The sequence below is a fragment of the Flavobacterium rarum (SeqCode) genome (assembly GCF_965234445.1).
Taxonomy (GTDB): domain Bacteria; phylum Bacteroidota; class Bacteroidia; order Flavobacteriales; family Flavobacteriaceae; genus Flavobacterium; species Flavobacterium rarum.
On the sequence record NZ_OZ248506.1, the window covers coordinates 39,907 to 61,517 of the forward strand.

Sequence of the window (21,611 nt, forward strand, 5' to 3'; positions counted from 1 at the left end):
TAAAGGTTCTATAAATTTAAGATTAAATCTATAGAACCTTTTTTAAATTCCCAAATCAAGAATAAATGTCAATTTTAAAGCGATGTTGTCTTTGAAGTTGCTTAAATGGTTTGGTCCATAACGATAATAACCACCAAGTCCCAATCCGTTGAAGATTTTGTTAAGTTCGATTCCGGATTCAAAGTAACCTTTGTTTAAGGTTTTATAGTCCAATCCAATATGATTTTCTGGATTTTTCATATTTCCCCAAGCCATTCGCGTTACAAAATCGAATGCAGGTTTTACTTTTTTGAAAATAAAAATTCTATTAAAAGCATGTTTGAATTGAAATGACATGTATTCACTAGAGAAAAACTCATTAAAGTACATGGTTTCAAAACTATTTTTACCAGCAAATGTTATTCGTTTTATAATCGTTTCTTTGTTCAAATTATTGGGAGAGTTACCATATAATTGTGGAAGTGGAACATCGCCAAAAGCACGTCCTACTTCAAGCAATAAAAATGTTTTTTGCCCATTTAAGTACTTAATTTGGTAATCTGCTTTAAGGTCTATTTTGGTAAAATTAAAATCATTGTTTAAAGTATTGGGAATGGATTGCGTCAATTGAAATGTAAATTTTGGAAACCTTTTTTCGATTTCCAATCTTCCTGTTGGGGTTTGCATATAATCACTGTTCGGACTCCATTTTAAGGATACGGTTGCCGTTGTTAGCGTATAAGTATTGTATAAAGTGCCATTCGAGTTGTAACTGTAATTAAATAGAGGTGTTACAAATGAATTAGCTAGCACCAAAACACTTTCCATTTTGGGGATTATTTTTGATTCCAATGCTACTCGCCAATGTTCATAGCGATAAAAAGTGTTAAAATTTATGGATCGTGGATCATAAATTTTGAACGTTTTTTTTTCGATAGCATAATCAATACTTGCATTCTCCCGAAGATCATCTGTATAGCTAATTCCAATCCAAGTATTAGAGAATTTATGGACTCTTGCTCCAATTCCTATGTTGTATTTAAATTCATAATCTCGAAGTCCATAAGCGGAGTAACCTTCAATCCTGTATTTTTTAGAAAAATAATCATTTGTTACGCCACCAAGTCCCAAACGAAGTCCTTCATAGTTGTTGTAAGTTAGAATTTTACGCAAATCGAAATCCCAAAATTTAAAAGGAAGGTAGCCGGTTAAAATTTTTCGTGCAAAATTCAGTCGGTTTTCAATTCTTTTTTTTATCGAAATACTGTCCAATGATAAATAAGTTTTTTGACTTCGGGTGTCCAAACTATCTTTTCTATATTCAAACCAAAAACTTTCGGGTCTATTTATGGCATCTTCTTTAATTTCGACTTGTACAATTGGCTTTTTAATTTTGACGGATTTATTGTGTTGAATGTCAAAATTGGTAGTTTGAGAAAGTAGGTAAACATAATCGGATTCCTCTCTTTTTCTGGGTTCTAAGTTTTCTTTTATGTCCCCGTCAAATTGAATTGTTCCTCCCAAAATCTTTATGTCATCATCATTTGTTCCTTTTACAATTTTGAATTTCTTTTGAGTAGGAAACCATAAATTTTCTTCTGGAATGTATTGAAATTCATGAATACCACTTATGTCAAGTATGCCTTTTATACGCATTATCGCTTTTGCAACAGCATAATTCATTTCATCAATGTAAAGTACCCCTTCCAAACCAGCCGATTTTTCTTTCTCTTTGTTTTTGAAATAAATCATATAGGTATTTCGACCATTTATTGCAACGGTATCCAAAATTTTGAAATTGTATTCTTTTAAGGCATCTCTTGCTATTGGGCTGTTGTACTTGGTTTCAAAAAGTTCATACTTGGAGTCGTAAATTGAAAAAGATTGAAGATTGAAGGACAAGACTTCGTAAACGGGCTGTTTAAATCCAGCCATTCTAGTCCCCAAAATGGTTTCTTTTAATCTTTTGCCGTCAAATTGGTATTGAGATACTTTTTCGGTCTGAAATAGATGTTGTTTTTTTATTAATTGTTTGAATTTGTAATTGGTCGAATCTATTTTTTTTAAATAGATTTCAAAAGGTCGTATTACAAAAATTGAATCAATATTGCCGTGAATTGAGTCTGGATTGGCAGTTACAATAAGTTTGTTGTAAGATTTAAATTCAAAACTTTTTAGTTTTTCTTGAGGATTGTTGTTTGCTTTGTTTTGAATGGCTTTTTTTATAATGCCTGTTGCAGGATTAAAGTTTGTAACAAGAACTTCATTAAGAGTATTGGTTTTTTGTAAAAGCTCAATTTTAAAAAAAGATTGATTGCCTACTATTGCAATTGTTTTTGTTGTGTAACCAATATAAGAAACCGTTACAAAGGCTATTTTGGTTTTGGATATAAGGTTGAATTTTCCATCTACATCCGAGATGGTATTAGACCCTTCATTTGATAGTATGGATGCAAAAGGGAGTGGTTTTTGGGATGTAATGTCTTTTGCAATTCCGTTTACTTGAAATTGTGCCTGTAGCGAAAGCGTAAAAAGGAAGAACAGAAAAAAAAAGTACTTCATAAAAACGGTTTATTGCAAAACGTGTTCATTTACATTTTGTAATGGCAAAAATAGTAATAAAAAAATCTGTCTCGTTCCAAAAAACAAGACAGATTTAATAATTGGCTTTTTTATTAGGTACTATCCCGATGGCTATCGGAACTAAGATACTAAGTTTCTATGATTTGAGCAGATAAATAATTCATAAAAAAAATCGTCGCTTATTTCACTAACACTAAAAAATTTGTTTTTACTTAGAATCTCAGATGCTTAGCATTTTAGCAACTTTAAAAGATAAAAACTAAACTTTCATTATCTCCGCTTCTTTTGATACCAGAAGTTCGTCTATTTTTCTAATAAAAGAATTGGTTAAGTTTTGTACTTCTTCTTCGGCATCTTTACAAATATCCTCAGAAGTTCCTTCTTTTTCTAATTTTTTAATATCAGTATTTGCGTCTTTTCTAGAATTTCTAACACCTATTTTAGCATCTTCGGCTTCTACTTTGGCTTGTTTGGCTAATTCGCGTCTTCGGTCTTCTGTAAGTGGCGGAACACTAATGATGATCATATCGCCATTATTCATCGGGTTAAACCCAATGTTGGCAACCATAATCGCTTTTTCAATAGGGTGTAACATGTTTTTTTCAAAAGGTTGAAGTGTAATCGTCCTTGCGTCTGGCACACTTATTTTTGAAACTTGAGAAAGGGGTGAAGCAGATCCGTAATAATCTACAAACACACTCCCCAACATTGCTGGTGATGCTTTTCCAGCACGAATATTTAAAAATGCTTTTTCTAAATGTTCGATAGAACCTGTCATTGATTCTTTGGTGCTATCTAGTATAAATTCAATTTCTTCTGTCATAATTTAGATTTTTGGATTTTAAGACTTCTTAGATTTTTAGATTTCTTTGATTTTCTAGATTTACTAATTTTCTGTCCATCAACAAATCAAAGAAGTCTAAAAATCTCTCAGTCTAAGAAGTTTTTTATATATTAACTACGGTTCCTATATTTTGTCCTTCACAAATTTTCAATAGATTCCCTATTTTATTCATGTCGAATACTACAATTGGCAATTTGTTTTCTTGACTTAATGTAAAAGCAGTTGTGTCCATTACATTCAATCCTTTTTTTAATACATCATCAAATGAAATGTAATCAAATTTTACAGCTGAAGTGTTTTTCTCTGGATCACAATCATAAACTCCATCTACGCGTGTTCCTTTTAGAATTACATCGGCATTGATTTCAATTCCTCTTAAAACGGCAGCGGTATCTGTTGTAAAATAGGGGTTTCCAGTTCCAGCACCAAAAATTACGATTCTTCCTTTCTCAAGATGACGATCTGCTCTTCTTTTGATATAAGGTTCTGCTATAGATTCCATTTTTAAAGCAGTTTGCAAACGGGTCTTCATTCCTTTCTCTTCAAGAGCACCTTGCAAAGCCATTCCGTTTATAACAGTTGCTAGCATTCCCATATAATCTCCTTGTACTCTATCCATCCCAGCACTAGCTCCTGCTACACCTCTAAAAATGTTTCCTCCACCAATTACTATCGCGATTTCTATTCCTTTGGCATGAATTTGCTTGATTTCATCGGCATATTCGGCCAATCTTTTCGGGTCTATGCCATATTGTAAATCACCCATTAAAGCTTCACCACTTAATTTCAGAAGAATTCTTTTGTATTTCATCGTTTGATTTTTGTTTTATTAAGGGCTCCAGATCGCTTTCTAGAGTTAATTGCATTACAATTACAAATCTGTGACTTTGTAATTTGTGCAAATATAGTCATATTCTGTTTTTTTTGAAATAGTGTTTATTAAATATTTAAATTAAGTTTTTCATATGAATCTTTAGCAGATTCGTATCCAATATTAAAAATGGCATCCATCTTTGTTTTACTAGTTTCAAAAGTGTTATAACTGGATAGCGCTTCAGGTTCTATCAACCAATCACAATGTTCAAATTTGTGAATACTAGAATTAGCCGAAAAAAGATCGAAGGCTCTAGCCGTTACAGACTTTATAGAAGTTAAATCCTTGGCTTCAATTTTTTGAATGGTACTTACATAAACACCAATTATGATATCGCATTTTCCTTTTAATATTTCGGTTGGAAAATGATTTAAAATCCCGCCATCACTAAATAATTCACTACCGAGTTCATAAGGAGACATTACTCCAGGAAAAGAAGATGATGCTAAAACAGCGTCAATTATTTTTGTATCGGCACCAAATATTCTAGATTTTCCTTTAATCATTTCGGTTGCTGTAATATAAATCGGTATTTTAAGTTCTCCCAAAGTAGCCTCTTTGAAAATTTCATAAAAATATTCTTTGAAGGATTCAGAATCAATTAATCCTGCTTTTGAAAAAGTAAAATGTTTCCAATGGAAGAAATAAATTGATTTAAAGAATTCCAAAATAGCTTCGGGTGATTTTCCGCTTCCATAAAGAGCGGCTACAACTGAGCCTGCACTCGAACCAGCAATTTGGTTGGGAACTATTTTTTTTTCCTCCATAAATTTTAATACACCAGCATGGGCGATTCCTTTTGAACCTCCTCCTGATAAAATTAATCCTATTGATTTTGAAGTGCTATACATTTTATAAATTTATGCATTTAGTTTGTTCGAAAGTGATTTTTATCACCTATTTATAAGTTAGTGATTCCTAATTTTGCATTAAAATAATATAGTTATGAAGATGTCAGTCGCAAAAGCATTGTTTAATAGTCATTCCTATTTGGAATATAGAAAAATTGTATCTGATTTATTATCAGAAGGAAAGTCGACGGGGAATGAACAATCCGAAGATTTGTTGCATTATAGTACCTTGAATGAAACTCGTATGAAACGTTTGGATAAAACAATTCAAGTTTCGGAGGAAGTTAGTTTGAAATTGAAAGGACTGAAAAACGAGTACATTTGGTTAGTCATCGCCGAAGGTTGGTGTGGAGACGCAGCACAAATTTTGCCTATTTTAAATAAAATGGCATCAGAAACTGGAAACATTGTTTTAAAAATAATTTTTCGTGATTTGAATGAGGATATAATGAATCATTTTTTGACCAACGGAGCAAGATCAATCCCAAAACTACTTATTATTGACAAACAAACTGGAAAGGTTTGCGATGATTGGGGACCAAGACCTGAAGGAGCTTTAAATCTAATTAAAAATTACAAAGCTACTCATGGAGTTGTAGACGAAGAAGCCAAAACGCAATTACAAATGTGGTATTTGCATGATAAAGGATTGTCTGTTCAAAATGAAGTGGTAGAGTTGATGTATGCTGTAAAAGATTGTATCTGTGTTTAATAATAAAAATATTTTTTTGTTTTTTATATAAAAAAGTGTAATTTAGTGATCGCTAACCAGGTTTACTATTTTTGATTTACTTTTTTATTGGTGTGTTTTAGATATTGTTTAACAATTTTAAAAAAAACCTCTTTATGAAAGCATTATTTGAAAAGGTGTATGATTATGTATCAAATTTCTTATTTGGAAATGATACGGCTACTCATTATTAACCAAAAGTTAGAAAAGTTAAAAAAAGTATGAATTAAAACTACTTTAATTTTACCAAAAAACACATCTCAAATTCAAGTGTGAATCTGTTATGTGTTTTTTTGTGCTTAAATCTAAAAAAATCGTATGTGATTTGGTCAAATGCGAATCTGAAAAATTAACCAATTTTAATTTTTTTTGAATCCTGAATCTTTTTTGGAGAACGGCTACAATGAAAAGCTCTTAAAACTTCTATTCTTTTGGGAGTGATTCTGTATATAATGAGATAGGAACCCAAAATAATATTTCTGTATTTCTTTGTTTTAGTGGTGAGATGACGGCATTCGGGATGAAGATAGTAGCTAGAGCTAATTCATTTAAGCAAATGTAGATTTCGGCAATAAAATAATCGGCAAGCTTTAATCCGAATGTTTCCATTCCATATTCGTGGATTGAAGGAAGGTCTATAAAATCAAAAAATTTGGAAGTAACTACTTTGAGATTTTCTTTCTCCATTCTTCAAATTTTTTTTTTGATTCTTCCAAAGTATAAAATGCTCCCTCCTTAGCTTCTTTAATCATAGAAGCAAATTTTTTTTGAGACATGGGTTTGCCTGGGATAGCGTAATTTTCTGAATTCTCTTTTTTCGTTTTCATTGCAACAGTTTTATAAACATAAAGATACTAAAAAAGTAATAGAGGAAATGTTTCGGGTGCTAAATTGTTATTTTGAAGCTAGGGTAGCTTCAAAATCATTCACATCTATAGCATCTTTTACATCATAATCCCCAATTTTGGTTCGACGTAAAACCGTTAAGTGTGAACCTGAATTCATCGCTTTTCCAAAATCAAAAGCTAGGGAACGAATGTAAGTGCCTTTGCTGCAAACTACCCTAAAATCGACTTCGGGAAGTGCTATTCTCGTGATTTCAAATTCGTGAATGGTGGTTTTTCTAGACGCAATTTCTACTGTTTCTCCAGCACGTGCGTGTTCGTACAAGCGTACGCCGTCTTTTTTTATAGCAGAAAAAATAGGTGGTATTTGGTCAATTTCGCCCAAAAACTGTTTTACGGTTTCATGAATGAGTGATTCATTGATGTGTGATGTAGTAAATTCTTGGTCAATTTCTGTTTCCAAATCGTATGATGGAGTAGTAGCGCCAATAAAAAAAGTTCCGGTATATTCTTTGGCTTGCCCTTGAAGTTCTGAGATTCTTTTGGTAAATTTTCCGGTGCAAACCAATAATAATCCAGAAGCGAGTGGGTCTAATGTTCCCGCATGTCCAATTTTAAATTTTTTTGGCAGTCCTGCTCTGTTGATTAGCGCATATTTGAGCTTATTTACTGCTTGAAAAGAAGTAAAATGCAAAGGTTTGTCAATTAATAGCACTTGACCGTTTAAAAAATCTTCGGTTGTCAATGGGTTGTTATTTTATGTATGAAAAGTAAATTAAAAGAAAAATACCAACGATAATGCGATACCATCCCCAAGGTTTGAAACCGTATTGTTTAATTATTCCGATAAAAAATTTGATGGCTATTATGGCTACAATAAAAGCGATAACATTACCCATTAAGAATAACTTTATGTTTTCTGGGGATTGAATAAGAAGCTCGTATCCTTTTAAACTTGAAACTTCGTAAGTCTTCAATAATAAAGAATAAACGGTAACCGCCAGCATTGTCGGAACGGCAAGAAAAAAAGAGAACTCAGCAGCAGCCTGACGCGTTAAGCCTTGTTGCATGCCTCCAATTATGGAAGCAGCAGAACGGCTTGTTCCTGGCATCATTGCTAGACATTGCCAAAAACCAATTGCAACTGCTTTTTTAATGGTGATTTCTTCTTCTTCAATAATGGTTGGGTTCTGGAATCTATTGTCTACAAAAAGCAATATAATACCACCTATTATAAGTACAATTGCTATCGGAATTGGGTCTCCAAGGACTGCTTCTATTTTGTCATCAAATAATTTTCCTAAAACTAGAGCTGGAATAACAGCACAAGCTAATTTGATGTAGAAATTAAACTTTGAGAAATCAAAAAACTTTTTCCAGTATAAAGCAACTACTGCCAAAATAGCTCCAAATTGTATGGAAACTTGGAAAAGTTTGACGAAATCATCATTTTGAATCCCGAAATAGGAACTAACAAATATCATATGTCCCGTTGAGGAAATGGGAAGATATTCTGTTAGACCTTCAACAATAGCAAGTAGGATAGCTTGGAATGTATTCATTATAGACTGTTAGATTGTTAGACTTTTTAGAAGTTTAGACAACTTAGATTTTTTTAGAAGTCTAACTATCTAATAATCTAAGTTGTCTAACTGTCTATTTCTCTTTTTTAGAGTTTTTCATTATGGCATAAACAGTGATTCCAAAACCAATCAGAACGGTTGTTGGAGCCAAACGAATTCTTCGAAAATCGAATACAGATTCGTTAAAAACGTTGGGATCATCACTTCCCCCACCAGACATTAGAATAAATCCTAATGCAATTACACCGATTCCGATTAATAGAATTTTGTAATTTATTTTTTCAAAAAGGAATTCGTGTTTGTTTTCTTCGTTGTTCATTTTTATTTTGTTTTTTTAATCTTAGAATGTTTTGCGTTCGCTATTTAGTTCTGCAATCTAAAATCTACATTCTGCAATCTTAAATTAATAAAGGTCGTCTGTTCTTAAATTCAAGAATCGTTGTGTAGCAAAATAAGTACTTAGCCAAGTAATTAACACTCCAAGACCAAATACTGCAACTAATACAAGTCCTATAAGTAACTTGTCATCAAGGATTCCTAATGCTGGAAAGCTGGTTTCAAGATATACCAAAACTCCTATTAAAGCAAGTATAGCAAGTCCTGCTCCAATCATGCCGAGTTTGATGCTACGCATAACAAATGGTTTTCGGATAAACGATTTGGTTGCACCCACCATTTGCATTGTTTTGATGATAAAACGGTTTGAATAAATAGAAAGGCGTAAAGAGCTATTGATTAATAGTACAGCAATTAAGGTCAAGAAAGCACTGATAATTAAAATCCACATACTCACTTTTTTGATGTTGTCGTTGACTAAGTTGATCAATTGCTTATCATAAACAATGTCCGAAATCATTGTATTTTTGCGTAAACGAGATTCGATTTTTACAATACTGTCTTTGATTACGTAATCTGCTTTTAAATGAATGTCATAAGAGTTCTGTAAAGGGTTTTCTCCCAAAAATGTAACGAAATCTTCTCCAATAATGTCAGTATGCTCTTTTGCAGCTTGTTCTTTGGAAACATAAACAAAAGACTTTGCAAATTTGGTTGTCTTCAATTCTTGGTCAAAGGCCTTTAGAATAGTGTCATTGGCTTCTTTTTTGAAGAAAACCGTCATAGCAATCTCTTCTTTGAAATCATCGGCTAGTTTTTTGGAATTTATTATAAAAAAACCCAAGATACCCAGTAGGAATAATACCAAAAAAACACTCAATACAACTGAAAAATAAGAGGAAATTAACCTGCGTTTTTGAAACTTATCAAATGATGAACTCATAGTATATATTAATTACGGGGTAAAAATAATAAACATATTCTTTAATTTGAAGTTAATAACTCCCAAAGTTTTAACTTTCGTACAATAAATGTAAATTTGCCAACTTTCTATTCCTTCTGAAACACCAATAAAGTATTGGTTTTTTTGTTTTTGACCACTAAACATCTTGGTGGTTGGAGCGCGTGAGGGATAGTAGCAAGCTACCGAAGTAGCGTGGATAGCCCGACCCAATTAAGAAAAGGGGCAAATAAGCGGTATGATAAGTTGGCCCCTTTTTTTAATTGGGTCACGCCCAAATGAATTTGAAATGGAAACGCAAATTAAATAGATCTCCGTTTGGAGGTTGTTTTAAAAATTTTGCAGCCAATATAATAATAGGAATGACTAGAGTGTGATATAGCATACTCCTTTAAAAAACTGAAATAGGAATGAAATACAATCCGAACGAAATTGAAGCCAAATGGCAGAAATACTGGGCAGAACACAAGACTTTTGCTGCACAAAACAATTCTGAAAAACCAAAGCATTATGTTTTGGATATGTTTCCTTATCCATCTGGTGCAGGTTTGCACGTCGGGCATCCGCTAGGGTACATCGCATCGGATGTGTATTCGAGATTCAAAAGACACCAAGGTTTTAACGTGTTACACCCGATGGGATACGACAGTTTTGGATTGCCAGCCGAGCAATATGCCATTCAGACTGGGCAACGTCCAGAAGATACTACCTCGGTAAATATTGATGGTGGTGTGGACAAGGAAGGAAAAGTGATTGCTGGGTACAGAAAACAATTGGACAAAATAGGATTTTCTTTTGATTGGGATCGTGAAGTGCGTACGTCTAATCCTGATTATTACAAGCATACACAATGGATTTTTATCCAATTGTTTAATTCTTGGTATAATAAAGATTCGGATAAAGCTGAGGATATTGCTACTTTGATTTCGATTTTTTCTGCTGAAGGAAATGCGAATGTAAATGCAGTTTGTGATGATAATATTCAAGAGTTTTCGGCAAATGAATGGAACGCTTTCGCGAAAGAACAACAGGAGAGAATTTTGCTGCAATACCGATTGACGTATTTGGCAGAAACCGAAGTGAACTGGTGTCCGGGATTGGGAACGGTTTTGGCAAATGACGAAATTGTAAATGGCGTTTCAGAGCGTGGCGGTTTTACAGTAGTACGTAAAAAAATGACGCAATGGAGCATGCGAATTTCAGCTTATGCGGAACGTTTGCTGCAAGGTTTGAATGATATTGATTGGAGTGAAAGCATTAAGGAAAGCCAAAGAAACTGGATTGGAAAATCGGTAGGGGCGATGGTTTCTTTTAAAGTTAGGAGTCAGAAGTTAGAAGTTAGAAGTGAACAACTATCTATCGATGTATTTACTACTAGACCTGATACCATCTTCGGAGTAACGTTTATGACTTTGGCACCCGAACACGAATTGGTGGCTCAAATCACAACTGCTGAACAAAAAGTAGCTGTTGAGGCTTATATAGAAAAAACAGCCAAGCGTTCCGAAAGAGAGCGTATGGCCGATGTGAAAACCATTTCTGGTGTGTTCACAGGAGCGTATGCTGAGCATCCGTTTACCAAAGAACCGATTCCAGTTTGGATTGGCGATTATGTTTTGGCGGGTTACGGCACAGGTGCTGTGATGGCGGTTCCTTGTGGTGACGAAAGAGATTATGCTTTTGCGAATTTCTTCAAAGGTCAAAGCGGAATGCAAGAAATTAAAAACATTTTTGTGAATGTTGATATTTCCAAAGAAGCTTACGGTTCAAAAGACAATGTAGAAATTGCCAATTCGGATTTTCTAAACGGATTGAATTACAAAGAAGCAACCAAGAAAATAATTTCAGCACTCGAAGAATTTGGACAAGGAAAAGGGAAAATCAATTACCGTTTGCGTGATGCGGTTTTCTCCCGTCAGCGTTATTGGGGAGAGCCTTTCCCGGTGTATTATGTGAACGGCTTACCGCAAATGATCGATGCAAAATTTTTGCCAATCATTTTGCCGGAAGTGGAAAAGTATTTACCAACCGAAGACGGATTGCCTCCATTAGGAAATGCTTCGGTTTGGGCTTGGGACAGTGCGAATAATAAGGTGGTTGACACAAATTTGGTTGACAATACGACTATTTTCCCATTAGAATTGAACACGATGCCAGGTTGGGCAGGAAGTTCTTGGTATTGGATGCGTTATATGGATGCGCACAACGAGAACGAATTTGCCGGCAAGGAAGCATTGAAATATTGGGAAAGTGTGGATTTATACATCGGCGGAAGCGAACACGCTACAGGTCACTTATTGTATTCCCGTTTTTGGAACAAATTCTTAAAAGACAAAGGTTTTGCACCAACCGAAGAGCCATTCAAAAAATTGATCAATCAAGGAATGATTTTGGGAATGAGTGCGTTTGTTTACCGATTGGAAGGGACAAATACTTTTGTTTCTAAAAATAAAATAAACGGACAAAATGTGCAACCTATTCATACTGATGTTTCATTTGTAAATGCTTCGGAAGAATTGGATATTGAAAAGTTCAAGCAGTTTAGAGAAGATTATAAAGATGCTGAATTCATATGCGAAGACAACGGAAAATACATCGTTGGTCGCGAAATCGAAAAAATGTCGAAATCCAAATATAATGTCGTTACTCCGGATGATATTTGTACTGAATACGGAGCCGATACGTTGCGTTTGTATGAAATGTTCTTAGGTCCATTGGAGCAAGCCAAACCTTGGAACACGGCAGGAATTTCGGGAGTATTTGGGTTCTTGAAAAAACTGTGTCGTTTGTATTTTGATGAACATACAATGATTGTTACGGATAATCCGCCAACAGCAGATAACCTTAAATCATTACACAAAACCATCAAGAAAGTGGCGGAAGATATCGAGAGTTTCTCTTTCAATACTTCGGTTTCACAATTTATGATTTGCGTGAATGAATTGTCAACGCAAAATTGTCATTCTCGTGCCATTTTGGAACCATTGGCGATTGTGATTTCGCCTTACGCGCCGCATATTGCTGAGGAATTGTGGTCGTTGTTAGGCAATACAGCTTCTATTGCAACGGTTCCTTTTCCTATTTTTGAACCAAAGTATTTGGTAGAAAGTGAAAAGGAATATCCAGTTTCATTCAACGGAAAAATGCGCTTTACTATGGTTTTACCTTTGGATTTAACCAAAGAAGAAATCGAGGAAATCGTTATGAAAGACGAAAGAACCATCAAACAGCTGGAAGGAAAAACGCCAAACAAGGTGATCATTGTTCCAGGGAAAATTATTAATTTGGTGGGGTAAAAAAGAGTCAATTTCAATGGCAATGACAATAGCAATTAGAAATTGAATTAATGAAAAATAAGTTTTAAAAAATCCAAATTCCAATGACAATCTGTTAATTGGAGTTTGGATTTTTTTATTGGTATTTCTAATTGTCATTGCCATTGAAATTGCTATTGCCATTTAATTTTAATTTTTTTTGTAACATTTTAATAATTGCCGTATCCAAAGGACGGATCCGATTAATTATTAACTTAAAACTATTAAAAATGAAAAAGTATATCTTCTTAGTTATCACGCTATTATTTTCAGCATTATGTTTAAATGTATTTGGGCAAACAAAATTGTATCCGTTTGAAGTAGCCAAAACAGGAAAGGGAAAACAAGCTATAATTTTTCTGCCTGGATTTGCCAGTTCTGGAGATGTTTGGAATGAAACAAGATCTAATTTTGAAAAAGAATTTACTTGTTATACTTTTACTATGGCTGGTTTTGCAGGAGTGAAACCCCAGCCGAATGCTTCTTTTAAAAATTGGGAAACTGAAATTGTCAATTATATAATAGCCAACAAAATCGAAAAGCCAATTATAATAGGTCATAGTATGGGTGGCGGACTAGCGCTCGCTATTGCATCCGATTATCCGGAATTAATCAGTAAGATTGTGGTTGTAGATGCGCTTCCTTGTTTGGCAGCTTTGAGAGATCCATCTTTTAAATCACTAGATAATAATGATTGCTCTTCAATGGTCAATCAAATGACGGCCATGTCTGAAGATGAATTTCTTCAAATGCAAAAAAGAAATATGGCGATGCTTTTGGCAGATGTCTCAAAACAAGAAGAAGCAATTAGTTGGAGTATGAAATCAGACCGAAAAACATTTGGTGAAATGTATTGTGATTTTTCAAATACCGATTTGAGAGACAAAATTGTGGCAATAAAATGTCCTTCATTGGTGTTGTTGGAATTTGGTTTCTCCAATTATAAAGTGCCAGTTGAAGCACAATTCAAAAACTTAAAAACAGCTAGTTTTCAATATTCAAACAAAGGATTGCACTTTATTATGTATGATGATGCAGCATGGTATTTGGCACAACTAAACAATTTTATAAAATCGTAATAATGGAGTTTGAACAACTATACAAGTCATATTGGCATAAGGTTTTTCGATTGTGCATGGGTTACGTTAATGATTATGACATTGCGCAGGATATAGCGCAAGAGACATTTATAATTGTTTGGCAAAAACTACACACATTTAGAAACGAATCTGCTATCGGAACTTGGATTTTCCGAATTGCATCCAACAATTGTTTGAGGCAAATTGATAAAGAAAAGCGATTTCCAAAGTCCGATCTTCCCATACATATTGCAGAAGAAAAGCACTATTCGGTAGAGCCTCAGATTCAATTTTTGTACAAATGCATTGCCGAATTGCCAGAAACCGACCGTATTATTATTTCACTCGAACTAGAAGATGTAAAACAAGCAGAAATTGCCAGTATTGTTGGACTGTCAGAAGCCAATACAAGAGTGAAAATTCATAGAATAAAAGAAAAATTAACTCAAAAGTTTAAAGAAAATGGGCAATAATATAGACTTTAAAGATTTATGGAAACAACAAGCTGTAAATCCGCCAAATATTGAAGAATTACTTACTAAACTCAAACAGTTTAAAAGAGCAAGTCTTAGAAAATTAATTATAACAAATGTGTTGCTTATTGCAACAAGTGTCTTCATTGTTTTTGTCTGGTATACGTATCAGCCAGCGTTTATTTCAACCAAAATTGGGATTGTTTTAGTCATTTTTGCAATGATGGTTTATTTATTTGTCTACAATAAATTAGGGACGTTTTATAAAACTATTGATGGTACGCAGAGCAATAGTGATTACTTGCAAAAATTAATTTCCATAAAAGCAAAGCTTCAGTTTTTGCAATCCACGATGTTGAGTTTGTATTTTATACTGCTTGGCTCAGGCTTGTGTTTGTATATGTTTGAATACACAAATCGAATGACCCTATTTTGGGGAATTATTACTTATGCTATAATGTTGGGATGGGTAGGATTTACTTGGTTTTACTTAAGACCAAAAGAAATTAAAAAAGAGCAAGATAGAATCAACGGTTTGATAGCTAAATTTGAAGCGGTAAACAAACAACTCGATGCCAATGAATAGCAGAGGATCTTCGTAGTAGTGTCTGCCAAATATAATAATTCCAAATTTCAATTTTGTGATTGGAGTTTGGGATTTTTTTGTGTAACATTTTTCATTTTTTTATAACCAATATAAAAAACATAAAAATGAAAAAGCACGAAGTTCACATTTTGAAAAAAACAGCCGGATTTTCCAGTATGAAAGATGAATTGTCAAGAGAGGTAGAAGTTTTCTTGAATGCTAAATCCGCTGAAGGATATGAGATTATAAATGTATCTTTTACATATTATGAAGCTACAGAACTGATAGCCTTTATTACGATCTGCAAATAATCTTTTAAATGCCAAAATGACACAATTATAATTTGGTTCAGAATTTGATGTTTGATATATAGATTTTAAACTTTCAATTAAAAAAACAAAAATATGGGGATGAGTTATTTAATTCTTGCGGGCGCGATAATGCTGGCAAGTTGGTTAGTGAGTTCTACACTAAAAAGTAAATTTGAATTTTATTCGAAATTGCATTTGCAAAACGGCATGTCGGGTGCCGAAATCGCCGAGAAAATGCTCGCAGATAACGGAATTCGTGATGTGCGAGTAATTTCTACACCAGGTCAGTTGACGGACCATTACAATCCTGTGGACAAAACAGTCAATTTGAGTGAGGCAGTTTACAATCAACGCAATGCGGCTGCGGCTGCTGTTGCAGCGCACGAATGCGGGCATGCGGTACAACATGCTGTAGGCTATCAATGGCTGACAATGCGTTCTCAATTGGTGCCAATTGTAAATGTAGCTTCGTCTTATATGCAATGGATTTTGTTGGCAGGAATCTTAATGTTGCGTACTTTTCCGCAATTGCTATTGATCGGAATTGTCATTTTTGCTGCAACGACTTTATTTTCGATTGTAACCTTGCCAGTAGAATATGATGCGAGTAAAAGAGCTTTGGCTTGGTTGGAGAATAAAAATATGCTCACACAGCAAGAACAGGCAGGTGCAAAAGATTCTTTAAAATGGGCTGCTAGAACTTACGTGGTTGCTGCTCTAGGATCTATAGCGACTTTATTGTATTACGTTTCTATCTATATGGGAGGTAGAAGAAACTAGCGAAAAAGGTATTAAATAAAAAATTCCAAATTCCAATCGTGAAATTGGGATTTGGAATTTTTATTGTTATTGAAATTGCAATTGTTATTGCCGTTTCATAGAAGTTTATTTTCCTTTATTTGCTTCGGCTATATATTTTTCTAAAGCCATTGTCATCGATGGAGTTCCAGGTGTTGGAGCCATAATGTCAATACGTAATCCGTGATCCAATGCTTCCTTTTGGGTTGTGCTTCCAAAAACGGCAATTCGAGTGTTGTTTTGTTCGAAGTCTGGAAAGTTTTTATATAATGATTTAATTCCTGTTGGGCTAAAGAAAGCCAAAACATCATAATAAACATCTGCCAAATCAGACAAGTCACTCATCACTGTTTTGTAAAAAGTAGCTGGAGTCCAGTCCACTTTTAAAGCATTTAGTGTTACAGGTATATCTGCATTCAATTGGTCTGAAGCTGGTAGTAAGAATTTTTCGTCTTTGTATTTTTTGATTAATGGAGACAAATCAGCAAAATCTTTTGGCCCGACATAGATTTTACGTTTTCTATATACTACATATTTTTGTAGATAAAACGCAATGGCTTCCGATTGGCAGAAATATTTTAATCCTTCAGGAACTTTATAACGCATTTCATCGGCTACTCTAAAAAAATGATCTACACCGTTCTTGCTAGTTAATATTATAGCAGTGTAATTGTTAAGGTCAATTTTTTGAAGTCGAATTTCTTTTGCGTTTACTCCTTCTACATGAATAAAAGGTCTGAAATCAATTTTTACTTTATGCTTTTGTTGTAGCTCAAAGTATGGAGAATTTTCCACTTTAGGTTCTGGTTGCGATACCAAAATTGTTTTCACTTTCATATTTAATATTTTCTAAACACTCCCTTTTGTTAGCCAATAATACATAAAATAATAGGGTGCTATTTCAAGAGTGCAAAGATATAAAATAAAATAAAACAACTTACTTAAAATTTCTTTTCTGTAATTTTTTATTGAAACAAAATACAATAACACGTTGATTCCTATAATAGTATATAAAATCACTAATAGAATATTTTTGGATACAGAATCATAATAGAATAAAATAATATCGATTGGCAACAAAACTAGGCCAACATAGGTGCGATATGTGACTTTTTGTAAGTTATACTGCTCTAAAAGTTCTTCTATTTTGAAAGTAGTTGCTATTATTTTTTCGATCAAAAATTTTGATAAAATAAAGTAAATTATAAAAGTAAATATTTGAATGAATAAGACCCAGTCCGTTTTTGAACCATATCCGAGATAACTAAGTGTGAGTTGTATGAAAAAAGACATGGATATAATCTGGACAAAAAACAAAGAAATAGAAAACATGCCCATTAAGTGGCTGCTATCTCTGTAGATTCTTGTGTATTTGTCAGAATATATTAATCGGGTAAAATCTTCAAATCGGTTTTCATAAATGGATTTGGTTAACGCAATGATGCCAAAAGCCAACATAAATAGTAGGATAACCCAATCTTTATTTTCAATTGTTCTAGGATGAAGTATGTGTTCTGTCATATCCTGACAAAATTAGTGATTTTTATAACATTTTTTATTATAATTTTATAATAATCAAATGCCATAAATAGGTTACTTTTGCACCGAAATTACACGAAACATGAACAATAGTATTGTAATAATTCCTACCTATAATGAAATTGAAAACATCGAAAGCATTATTAGAGCCGTACTCTCGCAACATAAGCCTTTTCATGTTTTAATTATAGATGACAATTCTCCTGATCATACTGCAAATAAAGTAGTTATATTGCAAGAAGAATTTGAAGGAAGGTTATTTTTGGAAAAAAGAAAAAAAAAGTCTGGATTGGGTACTGCCTATGTTCATGGTTTTAAATGGGCAATACAGCATAAATATGATTACATTTTTGAAATGGACGCAGATTTTTCGCACAATCCAAATGATTTAGAAAAATTATATGATGCTTGTCATTTTGGCGATGCAGATCTGTCAATAGGCTCCCGCTATGTTACAGGTGTTAATGTTGTCAATTGGCCATTAAGCAGGGTGTTGATGTCATATTTTGCATCTGTTTATGTTCAAATGATTACTGGAATGAAAATTCATGATGCTACAGCAGGGTTTGTTTGTTACAAAAGGAAAGTACTCGAAGAGATCAATTTAGACAAAATTAAGTTTGTTGGTTATGCTTTTCAGATTGAAATGAAATACCGAACTTATTGTAAAAAGTTTGAAATATCCGAAGTTCCTATTATCTTTACTGATAGAACAAGAGGTCAATCCAAAATGAGCAATTCTATTATAGTAGAAGCTGTTTTTGGTGTAATATCATTACGTTTAAAAAAGTTTTTTAACAGTTTGTAAAAGAATAGAATATAAAATTGCGATTAATTGATTTTTTACTTCATAAAAAACAAACTACAAGTTGCGATGATATATGTGACAACTAACAAATAAATTCTACATATATGAATAGATATTTGATAAAGAATGCTAAAATAGTCAATGAAGGAGTTATTTTTGAAGGAGATGTGCTTGTTGAAAATGATCTAATAGTAGAGGTTTCAGAAAGTATTAGTTTGAAATCATCTGATTGTATGATTATTGACGCTGAAGGAAATTATTTACTGCCTGGTGTGATCGATGATCAAGTGCATTTTAGAGAGCCAGGTCTTACACACAAAGGAGATATTGAGTCAGAATCTAAAGCGGCTGTTGCTGGAGGGATTACTTCATTCATCGAGCAACCTAATACGGTTCCTAATGCTGTTACTCAGGAGATTCTTGAAGAAAAATATCAAATAGCTGCACAAAAATCATTTGCCAATTACTCTTTTATGATGGGTGCTACCAATGATAATTTGGAAGAAGTTTTGAAAACAAACCCTAAGAATGTTGCAGGTATTAAAATATTTTTAGGATCCTCCACCGGAAATATGTTAGTTGATAATGAAGCTGTATTAGAAAAGATATTTTCTTGTACTTCAATGTTAATAGCGGTGCATTGTGAAGATGAAACTACGATTAAAAATAATTTAGAAAAATACAAAGAAGAATTTGGGGAAGATATCCCTGTAACAGCACATCATCTTATACGTAGTGAAGAAGCTTGTTATATTTCTTCGTCAAAGGCAGTTGCTTTGGCAAAAAAAACAGGAGCTAGATTGCATGTTTTTCATCTTTCTACAGCAAAAGAAATGGAGTTATTTACCAATAAGATTCCATTAGAAGATAAAAAGATCACAGCCGAAGTTTGTGTGCATCATTTATGGTTTACCAATGATGATTATGCAACTAAAGGGAATTTGATTAAATGGAACCCCTCTGTGAAAACAGCAAAAGATCGAGATGCATTGTGGGAAGCGCTTAATGATGGTCGTATTGATGTAATTGCTACCGATCATGCACCACACACACTCGAGGAGAAAAAACAAAAATATTCTCAAGCACCTTCTGGTGGACCGTTAGTACAGCATGCACTTGTTGCTATGTTTGAAGCACACCATCAAGGTAAGATAACAATTGAGAAGATTGTAGAAAAAATGTGTCATAATCCTGCTAAGCTTTTCAAAATAGAAAAAAGAGGGTTTGTTAAAGAAGGATATTTTGCGGATTTAGTTATTGTTAATGCTGGCTTGCCTTGGAGTGTCAAAAAAGAAAATATTTTGGCAAAATGTGGATGGTCTCCTTTTGAAGGTTTTACGTTTAAGTCTAGAGTTACCCATACTTTTGTAAACGGTAAATTGGTGTATTCTGGATTTAAAGTTAAAGATATTCGTGCTGGTCAAAGAATGTTGTTCAATAGATAGATCCAAATAGATGAAAAAATTAGTTCTTCTGTTTGCAATAGCTGTCTTTTTTTTAAGCTGTAATATGGATTTGGTTAAAAAACCAGACAATCTTATTAATAAAAATAAGATGGGCGATATCTTATATGACATGTCACTTTTGGAAGCTTTAAAGTATCAAAATCCGAATTCCTTATACGAAAACGGAATCAATCCCAAGACGTATGTTTATGAAAAATACAAAATTGATAGCCTTCAGTTTGTCGAAAGCAACGCCTATTACGCGGCTGATTATAGAGAATACAAAAAAATGTTTGATGCATTAAATGATCGATTGAATAAGGAAAAAGCTTCAGTTGATTTAATAATTAAAAAAGAACAAAAAAAAGAAATTGCACTTAAAAAAATAAAAGTTAAAAAAGTACAAGATTCTATAAAAAAGGCCAAAAAAAGTAAAGAGTTGAAAATCAAAAAAGAAAAGGATTCTATTGAAGTAGTCAAAAAGAAAAAAGAGTTAAAAGTCAAAAGATAAAATTAATTACAAATCGTCTATTTCTTTTATGTAAACAAAAACGTCTGTGAATGTAATATTCAAGGCGTTTTTTATTTTTTCATTGGAATATAATGTAGTAGAATACGATGATCTGGCTGTTGCTTTGCTGAGTTTTCTTTTTTGACCCAAGAAATTTGAGATGAACCAGTCTATTTTTGAAAAGGTATTAATCAGAAAAGGAGTTGCGTGATATTGTGGTCTTTTTACTTTTAAAGCATCAGCCATAGAAAAAAGCAAGTCTTTAAAAATGATATTTTGATTTATAATTGTGTAGCGTTCTCCGTATATTGGGCTTTTCATCAATTGATACATTATAGAAGTTATATCTGTAACTGCTACAAAACCAGTTGATCCTTTTGTGTAAAAAGGGAATCCATTTTTTACTTTTGTAAAAAGTTCACCGCTTCCTTGGTTCCAAAAGCCTGGGCCAATTATTACTCCCGGATTTACAATCACCACTTTAAGCCCCTCTTGTTGGCCCCTCCAGATTTCCATTTCGGCACCATGTTTTGAAATAGCATAATCACCATGTGGCTTTTCTGGGTTCCATTCTGTTTCTTCTGTTATAATGGATTCATGTTCTGGTAAGTCGCCAAGAGCAGCTATAGAACTTACATAGCAAAGTTTTTTGATGTTATATTCCAGACAAAAATTAACAATGTTTGCTGTGCCTTCTATATTGGTTTTTCGGATAAGATCTTCGTCTTTCGGGTCAAAGGAGATTATAGCAGCACAATGATATACATAATCTATCCCGTAAAATGCATTTTCTAAAGAGGGTATGTCAAGAATATCCCCTTGAATCCAATGAATGGAATCAAAAAGGGCTTCTTTTTTGTATAATGAAAAAAGTGCTTTCGTTTTGGTTGTATTATTCCAATTTCTAAAAATAGCCCGAACGTTTTCTCCTTTTTCTAATAAGTGAATTAAAAGATGTGCGCCTACTAAACCTGTTCCTCCAGTTACTAATACCATATTTGCAAATATAAGGAAATCAATTTCAATGGCAATTGCTTAACATTAAATTGAAGTTCCCATTGCCATTGTAATTGAATTTTGCCATTGGCATTATGATTGAAATTGCCCTTGCCCTTGAAATTGAAATTGCCATTGCCGTTGAATTTGTTATCTTTGTGAAAA

At 33.4% G+C, this 21,611-nt stretch carries 23 protein-coding genes; 10 read left to right on the plus strand and 13 right to left on the minus strand.

Annotated elements, in window-relative coordinates:
* Positions 1–42 precede the first annotated feature (42 nt).
* The 4 genes from AC8GF4_RS17030 to AC8GF4_RS17045 form a co-directional block, all read right to left on the minus strand.
* Positions 43–2,541 (minus strand): DUF5686 family protein, encoded by a 2,499-nt coding sequence (locus AC8GF4_RS17030; RefSeq protein ID WP_506596397.1) that lies wholly within the window; start codon positions 2,539–2,541, stop codon positions 43–45.
* Between the two features lie 280 nt (positions 2,542–2,821).
* Entirely contained in the window at positions 2,822–3,385 is a 564-nt protein-coding gene (gene frr, locus AC8GF4_RS17035; protein ID WP_506596399.1) for a ribosome recycling factor, read from the minus strand.
* Positions 3,386–3,509: 124 nt separating this feature from the next.
* On the minus strand, positions 3,510–4,217 hold the full coding sequence (gene pyrH / locus AC8GF4_RS17040) for a UMP kinase (protein WP_506596401.1): 708 nt from the start codon (positions 4,215–4,217) through the stop codon (positions 3,510–3,512).
* Positions 4,218–4,345: 128 nt separating this feature from the next.
* Positions 4,346–5,131 carry a patatin-like phospholipase family protein gene (locus AC8GF4_RS17045; protein WP_506596403.1) on the minus strand — a complete coding sequence of 262 codons (786 nt, stop codon included), beginning with the start codon at positions 5,129–5,131 and terminating at the stop codon, positions 4,346–4,348.
* Positions 5,132–5,225: 94 nt separating this feature from the next.
* On the opposite strand from AC8GF4_RS17045, the gene AC8GF4_RS17050 reads away from it, so the two are divergent.
* Positions 5,226–5,843, plus strand: coding sequence for a thioredoxin family protein (locus tag AC8GF4_RS17050; RefSeq protein ID WP_506596405.1), 618 nt, complete (start codon positions 5,226–5,228; stop codon positions 5,841–5,843).
* 441 nt (positions 5,844–6,284) lie between these two features.
* Here the strand turns inward: AC8GF4_RS17050 and AC8GF4_RS17055 are convergent, their stop codons facing one another.
* The 6 genes from AC8GF4_RS17055 to AC8GF4_RS17080 all read right to left on the minus strand — a co-directional run bounded on the left by AC8GF4_RS17055 (position 6,285) and on the right by AC8GF4_RS17080 (position 9,568).
* Positions 6,285–6,548: a hypothetical protein gene (locus AC8GF4_RS17055; protein ID WP_506596407.1), complete on the minus strand. Its 264-nt coding sequence runs from the start codon at positions 6,546–6,548 to the stop codon at positions 6,285–6,287.
* Positions 6,524–6,688: a hypothetical protein gene (locus tag AC8GF4_RS17060; RefSeq protein WP_506596409.1), complete on the minus strand. Its 165-nt coding sequence runs from the start codon at positions 6,686–6,688 to the stop codon at positions 6,524–6,526. The genes AC8GF4_RS17055 and AC8GF4_RS17060 overlap by 25 nt, the downstream gene beginning before the upstream one ends.
* Before the next feature lie 67 nt (positions 6,689–6,755).
* Complete coding sequence (gene truB / locus AC8GF4_RS17065; RefSeq protein ID WP_506596411.1) at positions 6,756–7,451, minus strand: tRNA pseudouridine(55) synthase TruB; 696 nt, start codon at positions 7,449–7,451, stop codon at positions 6,756–6,758.
* A gap of 7 nt (positions 7,452–7,458) precedes the next feature.
* Positions 7,459–8,268 (minus strand): undecaprenyl-diphosphate phosphatase, encoded by an 810-nt coding sequence (locus AC8GF4_RS17070; RefSeq protein WP_506596413.1) that lies wholly within the window; start codon positions 8,266–8,268, stop codon positions 7,459–7,461.
* Positions 8,269–8,362: 94 nt separating this feature from the next.
* Complete coding sequence (locus tag AC8GF4_RS17075) at positions 8,363–8,608, minus strand: DUF3098 domain-containing protein (protein ID WP_506596415.1); 246 nt, start codon at positions 8,606–8,608, stop codon at positions 8,363–8,365.
* A gap of 84 nt (positions 8,609–8,692) precedes the next feature.
* Positions 8,693–9,568, minus strand: a complete 876-nt coding sequence (locus tag AC8GF4_RS17080; RefSeq protein WP_506596417.1) for a cell division protein FtsX — start codon at positions 9,566–9,568, stop codon at positions 8,693–8,695.
* Positions 9,569–9,996: 428 nt separating this feature from the next.
* On the opposite strand from AC8GF4_RS17080, the gene leuS reads away from it, so the two are divergent.
* The 6 genes from leuS (at position 9,997) to AC8GF4_RS17110 (ending at position 16,129) form a co-directional block, all read left to right on the plus strand.
* Complete coding sequence (gene leuS, locus AC8GF4_RS17085) at positions 9,997–12,882, plus strand: leucine--tRNA ligase (RefSeq protein WP_506596419.1); 2,886 nt, start codon at positions 9,997–9,999, stop codon at positions 12,880–12,882.
* 248 nt (positions 12,883–13,130) lie between these two features.
* Positions 13,131–13,979: an alpha/beta fold hydrolase gene (locus tag AC8GF4_RS17090; protein ID WP_506596421.1), complete on the plus strand. Its 849-nt coding sequence runs from the start codon at positions 13,131–13,133 to the stop codon at positions 13,977–13,979.
* 2 nt (positions 13,980–13,981) lie between these two features.
* Positions 13,982–14,452 (plus strand): RNA polymerase sigma factor, encoded by a 471-nt coding sequence (locus AC8GF4_RS17095; protein ID WP_506596422.1) that lies wholly within the window; start codon positions 13,982–13,984, stop codon positions 14,450–14,452.
* The gene (locus AC8GF4_RS17100; protein ID WP_506596424.1) at positions 14,442–15,038 is read left to right on the plus strand and encodes a hypothetical protein; all 597 of its coding nucleotides are present in this window, start codon (positions 14,442–14,444) and stop codon (positions 15,036–15,038) included. Before AC8GF4_RS17095 ends, AC8GF4_RS17100 begins: the two co-directional genes overlap by 11 nt.
* 125 nt (positions 15,039–15,163) lie before the next feature.
* The gene (locus AC8GF4_RS17105) at positions 15,164–15,349 is read left to right on the plus strand and encodes a hypothetical protein (protein WP_506596426.1); all 186 of its coding nucleotides are present in this window, start codon (positions 15,164–15,166) and stop codon (positions 15,347–15,349) included.
* Between the two features lie 93 nt (positions 15,350–15,442).
* Entirely contained in the window at positions 15,443–16,129 is a 687-nt protein-coding gene (locus AC8GF4_RS17110; protein WP_506596427.1) for a zinc metallopeptidase, read from the plus strand.
* A gap of 105 nt (positions 16,130–16,234) precedes the next feature.
* Here AC8GF4_RS17110 and AC8GF4_RS17115 read toward each other — a convergent pair whose 3' ends face one another.
* Both AC8GF4_RS17115 and AC8GF4_RS17120 read right to left on the minus strand, forming a co-directional pair.
* On the minus strand, positions 16,235–16,984 hold the full coding sequence (locus AC8GF4_RS17115) for a uroporphyrinogen-III synthase (RefSeq protein ID WP_506596429.1): 750 nt from the start codon (positions 16,982–16,984) through the stop codon (positions 16,235–16,237).
* 12 nt (positions 16,985–16,996) lie between these two features.
* Positions 16,997–17,668 carry a DUF4271 domain-containing protein gene (locus AC8GF4_RS17120; RefSeq protein ID WP_506596430.1) on the minus strand — a complete coding sequence of 224 codons (672 nt, stop codon included), beginning with the start codon at positions 17,666–17,668 and terminating at the stop codon, positions 16,997–16,999.
* Positions 17,669–17,768: 100 nt separating this feature from the next.
* On the opposite strand from AC8GF4_RS17120, the gene AC8GF4_RS17125 reads away from it, so the two are divergent.
* The 3 genes from AC8GF4_RS17125 (at position 17,769) to AC8GF4_RS17135 (ending at position 20,450) form a co-directional block, all read left to right on the plus strand.
* Positions 17,769–18,494, plus strand: a complete 726-nt coding sequence (locus tag AC8GF4_RS17125) for a polyprenol monophosphomannose synthase (RefSeq protein WP_506596432.1) — start codon at positions 17,769–17,771, stop codon at positions 18,492–18,494.
* Positions 18,495–18,598: 104 nt separating this feature from the next.
* Positions 18,599–19,939, plus strand: coding sequence for a dihydroorotase (locus AC8GF4_RS17130; protein ID WP_506596434.1), 1,341 nt, complete (start codon positions 18,599–18,601; stop codon positions 19,937–19,939).
* 10 nt (positions 19,940–19,949) lie between these two features.
* Positions 19,950–20,450, plus strand: coding sequence for a DUF4296 domain-containing protein (locus AC8GF4_RS17135; protein WP_506596436.1), 501 nt, complete (start codon positions 19,950–19,952; stop codon positions 20,448–20,450).
* Between the two features lie 6 nt (positions 20,451–20,456).
* Here the strand turns inward: AC8GF4_RS17135 and AC8GF4_RS17140 are convergent, their stop codons facing one another.
* A complete protein-coding gene (locus AC8GF4_RS17140) occupies positions 20,457–21,446 on the minus strand; it encodes an NAD-dependent epimerase/dehydratase family protein (RefSeq protein ID WP_506596438.1) in 990 nt (329 codons plus the stop codon).
* Positions 21,447–21,611: the final 165 nt, after the last annotated feature.

What these genes read in the sequence shown, in the direction of transcription:
- AC8GF4_RS17060 (WP_506596409.1), bottom strand. Translation starts at nt 6,688, where the DNA reads ATGAAAACGAAAAAAGAGAATTCAGAAAATTACGCTATCCCAGGCAAA.
- AC8GF4_RS17070 (WP_506596413.1), bottom strand. Translation starts at nt 8,268, where the DNA reads ATGAATACATTCCAAGCTATCCTACTTGCTATTGTTGAAGGTCTAACA.
- AC8GF4_RS17095 (WP_506596422.1), top strand. Translation starts at nt 13,982, where the DNA reads ATGGAGTTTGAACAACTATACAAGTCATATTGGCATAAGGTTTTTCGA.
- AC8GF4_RS17135 (WP_506596436.1), top strand. Translation starts at nt 19,950, where the DNA reads ATGAAAAAATTAGTTCTTCTGTTTGCAATAGCTGTCTTTTTTTTAAGC.
- AC8GF4_RS17125 (WP_506596432.1), top strand. Translation starts at nt 17,769, where the DNA reads ATGAACAATAGTATTGTAATAATTCCTACCTATAATGAAATTGAAAAC.
- AC8GF4_RS17090 (WP_506596421.1), top strand. Translation starts at nt 13,131, where the DNA reads ATGAAAAAGTATATCTTCTTAGTTATCACGCTATTATTTTCAGCATTA.
- pyrH (WP_506596401.1), bottom strand. Translation starts at nt 4,217, where the DNA reads ATGAAATACAAAAGAATTCTTCTGAAATTAAGTGGTGAAGCTTTAATG.
- AC8GF4_RS17075 (WP_506596415.1), bottom strand. Translation starts at nt 8,608, where the DNA reads ATGAACAACGAAGAAAACAAACACGAATTCCTTTTTGAAAAAATAAAT.
- frr (WP_506596399.1), bottom strand. Translation starts at nt 3,385, where the DNA reads ATGACAGAAGAAATTGAATTTATACTAGATAGCACCAAAGAATCAATG.
- leuS (WP_506596419.1), top strand. Translation starts at nt 9,997, where the DNA reads ATGAAATACAATCCGAACGAAATTGAAGCCAAATGGCAGAAATACTGG.
- AC8GF4_RS17140 (WP_506596438.1), bottom strand. Translation starts at nt 21,446, where the DNA reads ATGGTATTAGTAACTGGAGGAACAGGTTTAGTAGGCGCACATCTTTTA.
- AC8GF4_RS17105 (WP_506596426.1), top strand. Translation starts at nt 15,164, where the DNA reads ATGAAAAAGCACGAAGTTCACATTTTGAAAAAAACAGCCGGATTTTCC.
- AC8GF4_RS17045 (WP_506596403.1), bottom strand. Translation starts at nt 5,131, where the DNA reads ATGTATAGCACTTCAAAATCAATAGGATTAATTTTATCAGGAGGAGGT.
- AC8GF4_RS17115 (WP_506596429.1), bottom strand. Translation starts at nt 16,984, where the DNA reads ATGAAAGTGAAAACAATTTTGGTATCGCAACCAGAACCTAAAGTGGAA.
- AC8GF4_RS17080 (WP_506596417.1), bottom strand. Translation starts at nt 9,568, where the DNA reads ATGAGTTCATCATTTGATAAGTTTCAAAAACGCAGGTTAATTTCCTCT.
- AC8GF4_RS17050 (WP_506596405.1), top strand. Translation starts at nt 5,226, where the DNA reads ATGAAGATGTCAGTCGCAAAAGCATTGTTTAATAGTCATTCCTATTTG.
- AC8GF4_RS17110 (WP_506596427.1), top strand. Translation starts at nt 15,443, where the DNA reads ATGGGGATGAGTTATTTAATTCTTGCGGGCGCGATAATGCTGGCAAGT.
- AC8GF4_RS17130 (WP_506596434.1), top strand. Translation starts at nt 18,599, where the DNA reads ATGAATAGATATTTGATAAAGAATGCTAAAATAGTCAATGAAGGAGTT.
- AC8GF4_RS17120 (WP_506596430.1), bottom strand. Translation starts at nt 17,668, where the DNA reads ATGACAGAACACATACTTCATCCTAGAACAATTGAAAATAAAGATTGG.
- AC8GF4_RS17055 (WP_506596407.1), bottom strand. Translation starts at nt 6,548, where the DNA reads ATGGAGAAAGAAAATCTCAAAGTAGTTACTTCCAAATTTTTTGATTTT.
- AC8GF4_RS17030 (WP_506596397.1), bottom strand. Translation starts at nt 2,541, where the DNA reads ATGAAGTACTTTTTTTTTCTGTTCTTCCTTTTTACGCTTTCGCTACAG.
- AC8GF4_RS17100 (WP_506596424.1), top strand. Translation starts at nt 14,442, where the DNA reads ATGGGCAATAATATAGACTTTAAAGATTTATGGAAACAACAAGCTGTA.